The 12600-nt window shown below is 33.6% G+C and carries 9 protein-coding genes; 4 read left to right on the plus strand and 5 right to left on the minus strand.

From position 1 onward, the window contains the following. Position 1: 1 nt before the first annotated feature. Positions 2-706, plus strand: a complete 705-nt coding sequence (locus tag DNU06_RS06545) for an ABC transporter ATP-binding protein (RefSeq protein ID WP_111062443.1) — start codon at positions 2-4, stop codon at positions 704-706. After that, positions 703-1629 (plus strand): GSCFA domain-containing protein, encoded by a 927-nt coding sequence (locus DNU06_RS06550; protein ID WP_111062444.1) that lies wholly within the window; start codon positions 703-705, stop codon positions 1627-1629. Before DNU06_RS06545 ends, DNU06_RS06550 begins: the two co-directional genes overlap by 4 nt. A gap of 39 nt (positions 1630-1668) precedes the next feature. On the opposite strand, the gene DNU06_RS06555 is transcribed toward DNU06_RS06550, so the two are convergent. Then, positions 1669-4776: a DUF7948 domain-containing protein gene (locus DNU06_RS06555; protein ID WP_111062445.1), complete on the minus strand. Its 3108-nt coding sequence runs from the start codon at positions 4774-4776 to the stop codon at positions 1669-1671. 73 nt (positions 4777-4849) lie between these two features. Further along, entirely contained in the window at positions 4850-6058 is a 1209-nt protein-coding gene (locus tag DNU06_RS06560; RefSeq protein ID WP_111062446.1) for a 3-oxoadipyl-CoA thiolase, read from the minus strand. A 72-nt stretch (positions 6059-6130) separates the two neighbouring features. On the opposite strand from DNU06_RS06560, the gene DNU06_RS06565 reads away from it, so the two are divergent. Then, positions 6131-7522 carry a glycosyltransferase family 39 protein gene (locus DNU06_RS06565; RefSeq protein WP_111062447.1) on the plus strand — a complete coding sequence of 464 codons (1392 nt, stop codon included), beginning with the start codon at positions 6131-6133 and terminating at the stop codon, positions 7520-7522. Beyond that, a complete protein-coding gene (locus tag DNU06_RS06570) occupies positions 7519-8292 on the plus strand; it encodes a Rossmann-like and DUF2520 domain-containing protein (protein WP_111062448.1) in 774 nt (257 codons plus the stop codon). The genes DNU06_RS06565 and DNU06_RS06570 overlap by 4 nt, the downstream gene beginning before the upstream one ends. On the opposite strand, the gene DNU06_RS06575 is transcribed toward DNU06_RS06570, so the two are convergent. The 3 genes from DNU06_RS06575 to DNU06_RS06585 are packed head-to-tail and all read right to left on the minus strand — an operon-like array spanning position 8282 to position 12557. Continuing rightward, positions 8282-9757: a T9SS type A sorting domain-containing protein gene (locus DNU06_RS06575; protein WP_111062449.1), complete on the minus strand. Its 1476-nt coding sequence runs from the start codon at positions 9755-9757 to the stop codon at positions 8282-8284. The two genes, DNU06_RS06570 and DNU06_RS06575, sit on opposite strands and share 11 nt — an antisense overlap. Before the next feature lie 5 nt (positions 9758-9762). Further along, positions 9763-10998 (minus strand): DUF5723 family protein, encoded by a 1236-nt coding sequence (locus DNU06_RS06580; RefSeq protein ID WP_111062450.1) that lies wholly within the window; start codon positions 10996-10998, stop codon positions 9763-9765. Next, positions 10998-12557 (minus strand): hypothetical protein, encoded by a 1560-nt coding sequence (locus tag DNU06_RS06585; protein WP_111062451.1) that lies wholly within the window; start codon positions 12555-12557, stop codon positions 10998-11000. Before DNU06_RS06585 ends, DNU06_RS06580 begins: the two co-directional genes overlap by 1 nt. Between the last annotated feature and the right edge of the window lie 43 nt (positions 12558-12600).

A 12600-nucleotide genomic window follows, 5' to 3' on the forward strand; every position in this document is an offset into this window, starting at 1 on the left:
TATGCTCTCTCTTAATAATTTAACGATAAAACTAGGAGATAAAAAGCAGGTGAAAACTGCAGGATCGTTACCTATAGAAAAAGGGTTATGGGCCTTGGTAGGAAGAAATGGGGCAGGTAAGTCGACATTAATTCAGACTATTATTGGTGTGCATCCATTGGAATCTGGCACTATTGAATGGCAGCAAAGGGATTTAACTTTATTTAATTCAAAAGAGAAAGCTCGAATATTTAGTGTTGTCTTTACAAAACCAGAATTATTTGGTAATTATGGGGTAGAGGAGGTTGTTGCATTAGGTAGATTACCCTTTCAAAATGTTTTCGGTCAACATACCGACAGAGATGAAATGTTGATAATAGAGGCTATGAATACCATGGGTATTACAAATTTACAACATCAAAAATTCCACACTCTGAGTGATGGTGAAAAGCAACTGGTCATGATTGCGAGGGCAATTGCACAAGATACTCCTGTAATAATTTTAGACGAACCAACTGCTTTTTTAGATGTATTGAATAGAAAGAAAATTGTGCATATCTTAAAAGAAATTGCCCGCACAAAAAATAAAGTAATCTTATATTCTACACATGATGTAGATATGATTCCGGATACATGTGATGGCATGCTTTGGATTCATGAAGCAGTGCTACAAATGAGTATTGGCAATACAGCAATTAGAAATACCTTAAACAACCTATTTAATTGAAATTTAGAACGGAAATAAAACCTATAGTAAGGGATTTAAAAGTAAGCCACCAATCAAAAATAATGGCAATAGGTTCTTGCTTTGTAGAAAATATTGGTGGGATTTTAAAAACACAAGGTTTTGATATTGATATGAACCCCTTTGGAATTCTTTTTAATCCAATCTCTATTTTAAATATATTAAATGAAGAGATAGACTTAACAGAAAAGCATTTAATAGATAAAGGTACGCATGTGGTTTCCCTAGACTTTCATTCAAAATACCACCATCCTAGTAAAGAAAAATTTAGACAAGCGTATGCTACCGATCGTGTTAAACTTCAAAATAATTTAAAAAATTTAGACCTTTTAATATTGACTTTTGGTACTGCTTGGGTTTATGAATATGTAGAGAGTAAAAAAACAATAGCTAATTGTCAAAAACTGAATGATAGATTGTTTAATAAAAAATTATTAGACTTGAATGATTTGAATAGCAACTATACCCAAGTTTTATTAAAGTTATTGCAAGGGAATCCCAATTTAAAAATCTTACTTACAGTTAGTCCAGTTAGGCATATAAAAGATGGTATTATTGAAAATAGTACGAGTAAAGCCTTGCTATTAATGTTGTGTCAACACCTTAAAACAAGCTTCCCTAAACAAGTTATTTACTACCCAAGTTACGAACTGGTAATGGATGATTTAAGAGATTATAGGTTTTATGAGGCTGATTTGATTCATCCCAACGGGCAAGCTATTCAGTATATTTACGAGAATTTTAGTGATTCTTTTTTTTCAGATAAAACAAAACAGCTTGTCTTGCTGAAAAAGAAACTAAACGCTATGAAAGCGCATGTGTTTTTAAATGCGAGTCCTGCGGAAATAGCTTTGCATCATGCTAAAATGGATAAGTTAGCATTGGAAATAAAAAACGCCGTCTAATTAAATTAAACGACGTTCTAGTATGCTTTTATTGGTTTTTTACCTTAACACGGTAACATGCCCTTCATAGATATGTTTTTTGTCGGACATGGTTTCTTTGAATTCTATTTTCCAAATGTAAGCACCTTGCTTTACAATTTCGTTTAAATATCTTCCATCCCATCCCTTATTAAAGTCCTCTGTTTGGAATAAAATTTCTCCCCAACGATTAAAAATTAGCATTTTAAATTGGTAAGGGTCTACACCAGAAGTCATTTCTACATCAAAAATACTATTTTCACCAGTATTGTCGTTTGGTGTAAAGGAGTTTGGAATGTAAAAAGTGATTACATCTTGTACTTCAATATATTTTATAATGTCATCTGTACAACCATGAATATTGCTTACTTCCAAAGTTACAGCGTATGATTTTCCGCCTTCAGATGGGTAAGTGTAAGTAGGGTTTGGTAAATTAGATACGCCTGATTGATTGCCAAAATTCCAAATGGTACTGGTTTGATCAGAAGAGGATGTATTAATAAATTGGGCTACCGTATTTTCAATAGTTAAAAAGTCTGGTGAAAAACTAAAGTTTGCTGTTGGTTTTCCATGCACAATAATCGTGTCTGCTTTTGTAACCGTGGAACTGCAACCATTTAAGCTAACGGTTAATTTCACAGTCATGGTATCAATTACTGTATAAACATGACTCGGAGCACTGGTGTTGGAACTTTGCCCATCTCCAAATTCCCATTCATATTGCGTACCAGAAGGCAGTATGTTCAAGGTGGTAAATAAAACCGCTTCTTCACCTTTACAAACCTCATTTCTGTCTATAGTAAAGTCGGCATTTAAACTAATTGTCGTTACTACAATAGTGTCTCTTATCGTATCACAATCGTTATACACTTCTACCGAATAGGTACCAGGATTAGAAATACTAATAGAAGGGGTCGTCTCATTCGTAGACCATAAATATGCCACATTTATATTTCCAGCAGATGCTGCAGAAAGTGAAAATGGAAAGGTACAAACCGACGTATCACTAGATATCACATCAAAATCTGTTAAGGGTAAGCTAAATTCAAAATCAAATATAAAACTGGCCGCATCATTTGAAGCGCCGTTTTGCGTGGTGGTGCCATTAGTAGTTGGATAATTATTTGAAAAGGTACATTCAGAATGAAAAAGAATTCCTTCTAAATTATATTTACTTTTTGAACCGGGATGAAAGTGCTGATTTAAAATGTTTCCACCAAAAAAAGAACCATAATCTAAAGCTAGGGCATCAGGTGTTAATACCGCCATATATAATCCCTTTTCTGTTGCCGAATAAGCATCAGCCGTAGTAGGAAAGTCATTTCCCGTTGCTGCTCCAGTAAAGTAAATTTTATCGCAATAATCTATTCCAAAAGCTGTCATGTAGGTTTCTGATTGTGTGGTTGCCATACAACCAACTTGGGTAGAGAAAAGTGTATTGATTAAACCAGCATCCAATTTATGAATAAACAAATTATTTGCGGATGTGGCTGCATACGTCCCTGCAGAAATTGGATAAGAACCTACTGTTGAACCACCAACAAAAACTTCATTTATGGCATTTAGGGATATGAATTTTGCACGATCGTCATTAGTTGTTCCTATGTATGTAGCGGCTACTAATGCTGTTCCTGCTGCATTTAACCTTCCTATAAAGCCATCTCTTAAACCAAGTGGTGCTTGGTTTAGTGAGCCAATATTGGTAGGGAAATCAGCACTAGTGGTATTTCCTACAAAATAGACATCATTATTCATACCTGTAGCCAGACTATTGACAATGTCATCTCCTGTTCCGCCAATATAAGTGGACCATATAAGGGTAGATAAATTGGAATTGAATTTGGATATAGTCCCGTCTGTTCCACCAGCTAATGCTGTTTGAAAGGAACCTGCTGAAACTGGAAAATCACCAGATAGAGTAGAACCTCCCACAAATATTTCATTATTAGCATTGACAAAAATACCAGCACCTACATCTGAAGTTCCATCCCCTTCGTTATTGGAACCACCTAAATAGGTTGAAGAAAGAAGATTCGTACCAGTGGTATTGAATATAGCTAATGCATAATCAATTCCACCAGAAATGGTCCCAAATGCTGGAGAAGCGGTCATAGGAAAGTTTCCAGAAGTATAAGTTAAAAGTATCAACTGGTCATTTGTATTGACACTCATGTCTAATGGATATTCATTCCCGCCACCAATATATGTCGCATACAAAACGTTCCCAGCTTGATCAAATTTTTGAATACAACTAATAATTATACCACCAACTGGAAATACGGTTTGATATGCTCCAGCAGTGACAGGGAAGTTGCCCAAAGTTCCAGAACCTACATATATATTTCCGCTCAAATCATACGCTGTACAATTTGCTGATAAAACACCTGTCGCGCCAGAGTAGGTAGCCATAATCAAAGTTGGATCTATGGTCAAAACATGGTTTTTATCGTACCCATCTGGGAAACTATAAGAAACTACATTGTTTTTCAATATAAATGCTGCTTTTACCATTACTTTTTTACCCTTGATGATTTGATATACAATTGGGGCGTCTTCAATAATTTCAGAAACAGTATTCACTAAGTGTAATCTACCTAAATCATCAAGATAGACATTGTCTAAATCATTATATGCCAATTTTATGTCCATTGGATCGCCACCCTTTTCTACGATAAAGTCATATTTTATATTTGAATCTTGGTGGTACATTTTTAAGTGAATACCCGCGTATAATGATTGGTAATTTACTTGTTCATAACCATAAACCTTAGCTTTCCATTTACTTTTATTTTCTCCGATAAAATAATTGAAATAATGTGAACTCGGCTTGCTACTACTCATTAAAGCGTCGGGATTTGCGCCAATAAAATCAACAGAAAAGCCATGCAGTTTAATAGGCTCTGCGCTTTCTTTTTCCATTAAGTTATGCATTAACTTATCTTGCTCATAGAGTTGATAAACAAGCCTTTTATTGCTGAGTATTAATTCACCATTAGGGATAGAGTGCTTGTATTTAATGTGGGGCTCAAATTGACCTTTGTTTTCAATGAAATAATCATTTAACCCTCCTAAGGATAAAGCATTAAAACAAAATATTAAGGAGAATACGAGTAAGGAACTTAATTTCATGTAAATATATTATGTTTAAATATGACGTTTATTTTTGACTTCAGTTGCCAAAAACTATGCCGTTTTAAGGGGATTATACCCTTTCAATTATTGTTGCGTAACCTTGACCAACACCTATACACATGGTAACCAATGCATATCTTTTGTTTGTCTTTGCCAATTCAATCGCGGCAGTTTGTAAAATTCTACCACCACTCATACCTAGTGGGTGACCTAAAGCGATTCCTCCGCCATTTGGATTAATTCTTGGATCATTATCTTCAATGCCTAATTTTCTAGTACATGCTAATACTTGAGCAGCAAATGCTTCATTAATTTCAATGATGTCCATATCGTCCAAAGTCAATCCTGCTCTTTTTAATGCTTTTTGTGAAGCGTAAACCGGACCAATGCCCATAATTCTTGGCTCTACACCAGCAACAGCTGCAGAAACAATTCTTGCCATTGGTTTTAAATTATGGGTTTTTAATGCATCTTCAGAAGCAACAATTAATGCTACTGCACCGTCATTTAATCCAGATGCATTTCCAGCGGTTACAGAACCACCTTCACGTTTAAATGCTGGTCTTAATTTACCTAAAATCTCTAGAGTAGTAGTAGGCTTTATAAATTCATCTTGATCAAAAATGATTGGATCTTTTTTTCTTTGTGGAATGATTACGGGTACAATCTCCTCAGCAAATCTACCTGATAATTGTGCTTTAGTCGCCTTTTGTTGACTCCATAATGAAAATTCATCTTGTGCTTGACGAGAAATATTGTAGAGTTCAACTAAGTTTTCAGCAGTCTGTCCCATACCATCCGTACCATATAAAGCTTCCATTTTTGGATTGATAAAACGCCAGCCAAAACTAGAATCATGCATTTCGGAGTCTCTACCAAAAGGTTTTGATGCTTTTGAAATTACCCAAGGTCCTCTTGTCATGTTTTCAACTCCTCCAGAAATGTATATGTCTCCAGCACCATCTTTGATGGCTCTAGCCGCATTAATAGTCGAAGCCATACCTGAAGCACACAAACGATTTACTGTTTCAGCTCCTGCAGTAAATGGAATCCCTGCAAGTAAAGCACTCATTCTAGCTACATTTCTATTGTCTTCTCCTGCTTGGTTTGCACATCCAAAAATGACATCCTCAATTAAATTAGGGTCAATATTGGGTTGTTTTTCTAAGACTGCTTTCATTACTATTGCTCCCAAATCATCAGGTCTTACTGCTGATAATGTTCCGCCAAAATTACCTACCGCTGTTCTTACAGCATCCACTATATATACTTGTTTCATCTTATTCTTTTGAAATATATACTAATTAACTGTTATTAGTCTTGCAAATTTAATAAGTTTGAGACAGATTTTATGGAAAAAAAGGATAGAAATATTATTATTTTATTAATGTTATTGCAAGCTGTAATAACCATTCCTTTTATTGACGCTTTCCCTATCGCGCTGGATGAGCCCTTTTCGATATTTTATGCGCAACAGGATATCGGTGAATTTTTACCTATTATTAACCAGGGAAACAATTCTCCCTTACATTTTGTGTTGTTGCATTTTTGGATTAAGTTATTTGGTGTAACACCGTTTGCTGTCAGGTCCCTATCTTTAGTTTTGTCTTTGATAGCAATACCTGTGTTGTACCAATTATCCAAGCAAATTTCTAGTCGTAAATGGGCTGTGCTTACAGTTTTTTTATTTGTATTTTCTAAATTCCTGCACCTACATGCAATAGAAAGTAGAATGTATATGCTTTTTGTCTTGTTGTTTATTCTGATACTTTTTGTTTTAAATCAAATTTTACTCTTGGGTAAAAATAAATTTATATTTCTCATTGTTCTTAATGTCTTACTTTTTTACACACATTATTTATCCTTTTTTGTCTTTTTATCTGAATTTCTAGTTTTTTTAGTATTCTGGCGAAAGGCTATTGTATTTTGGAAAAGTATAATTTTCGGAATTCTATCTTTTTTATTAGCCATACTTCCAGGTTTATTGGTGCTGTTTAATCGTATTGATACTGGTGCAACACAGGATTCTTGGGTGCCTAAACCGCATATTACAGAATTGTATGGCAATATTCTGAGGTTTTTTAATGGTACCTTAATTTGTTTTATTATTCTGGTTATTGTTTTGGTACTATATTTTATCAAAAAACCAACCATTAAAATTGCGAATCTGTTATCTCCTCAATTTAAGCTTATTTCTATTATTTTCTTAGCAAACTACATTGGCATGTATGTGTTTTCTGTTTTAATACAACCTGTTTTTATTGACCGTTATCTTTTGTTTAATAGCATTCCCTTATTTTTGATTTTTACCTATTTATTGTATCGTGTTTTTGGAGATTTACATTGGATATACTTGTTTGTCATTGGTATCCCTTTTATTTTTAATGTTCACCTTATTCCAAATACCAATAGGAATCCAGATAAAATAGCTGCTATATTATTAAGGAATGACAAGGAAGTGAAGCGCATGTATGTCTCACCACCTTGGATTAATTTGTCTATTATGTATTATTATGATCTTGCTATATTTAAAGATTATAAGACTTATAAAGCGCATGCTTTAAAAGAAATTTATAGTTTGGAAGAGATGGATAGAACGCAAGACTTTATGCTGGTAAATTCAAGGGAGGGCTTTGTGAAGTCTAAAGAAGAGGTTGTGAATAAGTTTAGTGCCACGCATGTACTTTTTGAGTACTATTTTGTGAATGAATTGTATGACGTTTTTTACTTTAAACTAAAATGAAAATAAAAAAGGTATCTATTATTGGAGCAGGAAATGTTGCCAGCAATTTAGCGCTGGCTTTGTTTAATTCGGATATTGAAATTGTAAATATATATGCCCGTAAAATTGACAAAGCAAAAAATATTGCAAGACAAGTTGGTGCTATTGGTATGGATGATTTAAAACTCATTAACCCAAACATTGACCTGCTCATTATTGCGGTAAAAGATGATGTAATTGAAGCGTTGCAAGCCGAAATATTGTGTAGTATTCCAATTGTTCACACTTCAGGTTCCATTCCTTTGTCAGTATTTTCGAGAAAAGAAAAGTATGGCATTTTATATCCATTACAAACCTTTACTAAAGGAAAAATAATTGATATGCAAAAAGTCCCCTTTTTGATTGAAACTAATGCCATTGATTTTGAGAAAGAACTAGTTGTATTTGTAAATGAAAATTTATCTCATCAAGTAAAAGTGGCAAATTCGGATATTAGGGGCCAAATTCATCTAGCGGCTGTTTTTGCAAATAATTTTACGACCGAATTAATGGTGATTGCAAAAGAATTACTCCTTAAAGAACAGATTGATTTGGATATTTTAAAGCCCTTAATGCTGGAAACGATAGATAAATCTTTTTCCCTAGGTCCCGAAGCAGCACTTACAGGACCTGCGATTAGAAATGATCAGATGATTATGCAACATCATTTAAATAAAATTGGAGAAGACCAGCAACTGGTTGAACTCTATAAAATCATGTCTACCCTCATCCAAAGAAACATTAAGACTTAACAATTTTCACTTGCTTTTGTAGGTTACCCTGTTTGATTTGAAGCAAATATAGCCCCTTAGTTAATTTGCTTAAATTGAGTAGACTACTGGTTTCCGATTGTAATACTACACGTCCAGTTAAATCAATGATATTAATAACAAAGGAACCTTGCATACCTTCAATATGAATGAAATCATTCACCAAGGTAGGGTAGACTTGTAATTGCTCATTCAAGTCATCCAAGTCCTCTACAGCTAAAGTGATAGCTTCATTGGATAATTCGGTAGTTACCGTAATGCTTCCTGTAGTATTGTCTTTATCCACTTTTAAAATAAAAAGGTTAGAGCCGCCAGTTGACTTAAATTCTGTGTTACCTATGCCAATAAATCCTTTATCATAAGTGTTGTAAAATGCATTTACCACTTCATTACCAGCGACACCAAAATTATTAATATAGTTTCCTTGGTAATAGTTATTCAGTAATCTACCTACAAAGGCGTCTGTTTTAAAGTCGGTGGTTGCGTAACCAAACGATTTTGTAGAACCAGCAAAATAAATATTATCTTGATAGTCTACCGCAATTCCATTTGCAATTTCAAATTCATGAGAACCACCAGTTAAGGAAGTATCGGCTAATAAACTACCATCATCATTCATATTATATATCCAGAAATCACCTAAATACCCAGTTTGATCGTAATAGTAATGTCTAGTGCCTCCTAAAAAATACTCTCCATTTTGATTACTAGTAATAGAGGTAAAGTAATCTTCTCTTTCTTTACCTGCAATTTTTGTCCAGCCTAATGTTCCGTCTATGTGATACTTTAGGATAATGCCATCTGTCATTCCTGCTCCAAATGATTTTGTACCACCCACAACAACTAATGAATCCCCATCTAATAAAACGGCATTGGCGTAATCTTCTGCAGCACCACCATAAGTTCTTGTCCAAAGTGTATCCCCGTTTACGTCTGTTCTAATGATGTAAATATCACTATTTCCAGCACCGTAGGAATAAGTTTCTCCTACCATCACATAACCATTGTCTGGTAATTGTACCATGTCGTATGCTTTGTCCCAGTCACTACCACCATAAGTTTTAGTGATTAAAGGAACACCGGTGTTGTTGGTCTTCACAAAATAGAAATCAAATCCTCCCGCACCTATACTATTGGTGTAACCTGCTAAGGCATAGCCACCATCCGCACTCGGTAAAACAGCTTCTCCCCATTCAGACCCCGATCCGCCATAATTATATGACCATTTGAAATTTCCTAAGGAATCTACTTTGAGTAAAAAAGCGTCTGCATTTCCAGAAGTGAAACTACTAGATGAACCGGTTGCTATATAGCCCGTGTCAAGGTCTTGTTTTATATCTCGACCATAATCATAGCCATTATTTCCATAGGATTTAATGAAGTAGATGTTTTGAGCGGAAGCGACAAAACATAGACATGTAAAAAGGAGGATTAATGTATTTTTCATGTTTTTTAAAGTTTTAAAGAAAGACTAAAATTGATGCTTTTTCCACTGCCGTATTGGTTAGAGGTCGTACCAATTATATCTTGGGTATTCAATCCGATAAATAATTTATCATTTAAATATAAATTAGCATTTAATGCCATTCTTAAGGATCCGTAACCACCAAATATTAATTTAGTAGAAAAACTAAGTAAGGCATTTGGTTGGTAATATACACCAGCATAAACTAAAGGTCTGTAGTCTGGTATTAAAATGGATTTAAACCCAAAGGTAGATTGCCATTTTTGGGTTAAACTATAAACGGGAATTTTATGAATCATAATTTGAATAGGCAAGGACTCTCTAATAGATCCAGTACTTTTATACACACCTAAAGAGTCTGCAATTTCATCTGTACTTAATTGACTGTAATAGTCAACATTGTTATAGGCAATTCCATCAAATGTTATACTACTGTCTAAATAGGAAGTATTAGTTTTATTATTCCAAAAAATAGTCCCTATGTTTCCTAGATTAAAATTGATGATATGGCGTTTTTCATTCTTGGTTTTAATCATAAAATTATGATTCAATTCTAAAGAAAACCCATAACCATTGGCTGTTAAATAATTAGTGCTACTATCATTGTAGGTGTTCACGAATGAAGAACTTGTTTCAAAATACATGGCATCTTGGGCCGGACTGGTGTAAAAATAAGTTTCTCCTGACCTTAGATTAATAGAACGATTACCAACAATAAAACCTAGTTTTATATACGAAAAAGTACGTTTGTCATATAAACCAATACTATAGTTTTGATAATGTAAGTACTGTAAGTGCGTATAAGAAAAATCTAAAGTATCTCCCAATGTGGATGTGTTTCCTTCAAATAGGAGGTCAAATAATTTTGGTTTGTAATTACCAGATACAAAATGATGGTCGCTGATTGAAAAAGTAAGCCCTAAATTTTTATTTTCTTTCAAAAAACTTCCTTCATAATAGTTGATACTTTGTGTAATTTCTGCTCCTAAGGCATTGAATAATTTTTGCGGATTATTTTTAATAATCTCAGCGCTAATATTTCCACCATTTATAAATTTAGAAGTAAAATCATTTTTTAGACTAGTAGTGCTAAAGTTATTATTACTATTTACTTGTAGCAATCTATTTGAACTAATACTATCAATATATACCATGTCTAATTGTTGCGTAAAACCAGCATTCACAATTAAAAACAGAATTAATGTTATACATATATTTTTCATTAAAAGGCTAGTTTTAGGTTTAGGTTAGAAATTAATTTGAAATCAAAATAGTCATTAATATTAACCTTCACTTGGTTGTTTTGGTAAGAATTTAACGTAACAGCAAAGGATATTTGATTCGCAATTGCTAAATTTTCTAATTGATTTTGAGAAAGGTCATACTGAATGATGTTTTGACTAGCAGTGTTAAGGTAGGTGATTGGGTCGTGATTCGCAGCTATAATACTGCCGTCACCTGTAATACTATCTAAAACTTCACCTGTACCGTTTAATAAGTATAGTTTTGTCGTTCCTGCTATAGGAAAAAGATTGGTGTATTGTAGCGAGATACTACCACTTACTAGTTCTTTAGGTAGATCAAAATCTACATCAAAAGTATCTCTTAAACTAAAATTATTCAAACTAAAAGATAAAGGTAATTCTGCATCCATCATCAGGTTTATTCTAGAGTTGGGGAAAAATTGATCTGTACCTCCTCCAATATTGCCAAAAGGATTAATGGTTAATGCATATCCAAAATCTAATGAGTCGGGTAGGTTGACCAAAAAAGGAATAATATTTGAATTAAAACTATTGATGGAAACAAGATAGTTGGATGGCGTGTTATTATATAGGCCACCATTTGCTGGGTTTAGGTTAACAGATTGATTTAATAGAGGAAAGTTCAATGCAACACTTTGCCCAGTTAGGGTATTTTTGCCAATTAAATTATTGATTTTTGACTGTGCAATAATATCAAATCCATTTCTTATTTCTAAATCCATACGAACTGAATCAATCATAATAGCACCGGCCAATTTTTTAACTTGTGGAAATTTAAAATCTATTTGGTCTTCTATGTCATATTGTCCAAAATAACCCTTTGCATATTTGGGCTTTAGTCCTGCAAAGGATAAAGAAAGGAGCACTGTATCTTGATTTGTTACCGTAAAATTAGAAGAAGTTTCATTGGAACTCATTAAAAAATCTGCAGTAAGATTATTGGATAAATCACCATTTGCACCAGTTAAATCAAATGTATAATCTTTTAAGTCAAAAGTGTCTCTAACAATAAATGGGTTAGAAATAGAACCTGCCTCTAAAAAGTAAACTTGTTCAAAAGCAATACCATTGGCATCTTTTACTTTGGGAAATATAAAGGTTGCTTTTGTTTTACCTGGCCAAGGGGAAGAAATCTCAATAAAACCTTTTCCTTCTGCAATGATTACTTTTTTTAATTGAATTTGACCAAGGTCATACAGCTGGTCAATTCCTGGATTTGTAATTGTGTTTCCTGGGGATAATGTAATGGCAGGAAAAGCAATGGCTGACTTTGTTATTAAGGAAGTGTCCGGTAATTTGATTAAAGTATCAATTCTAAATGAATAGAGCGTATCTTTAAAAACCAATGAGCCATAGCCATCTGAATTTGTTTTACTGTTATCCGGTAATAAGTTTTCAATGGTTAACTTGCCTTTTATTAAAGGTGTTGCCCAATTTGGTGACCAAGTGGTTGGCTCTTTTTTACAAGCCGAAAAACCAACAAAAGTCAACAGGATTACGAAAAGTATTTTATACATAGGAAATGATTTATTCTATTGTAAAAACGAATGTAATGATAAA

Origin of the sequence: Putridiphycobacter roseus, assembly GCF_003234935.1 — a bacterium.
Classification (GTDB): domain Bacteria; phylum Bacteroidota; class Bacteroidia; order Flavobacteriales_D; family Crocinitomicaceae; genus Putridiphycobacter; species Putridiphycobacter roseus.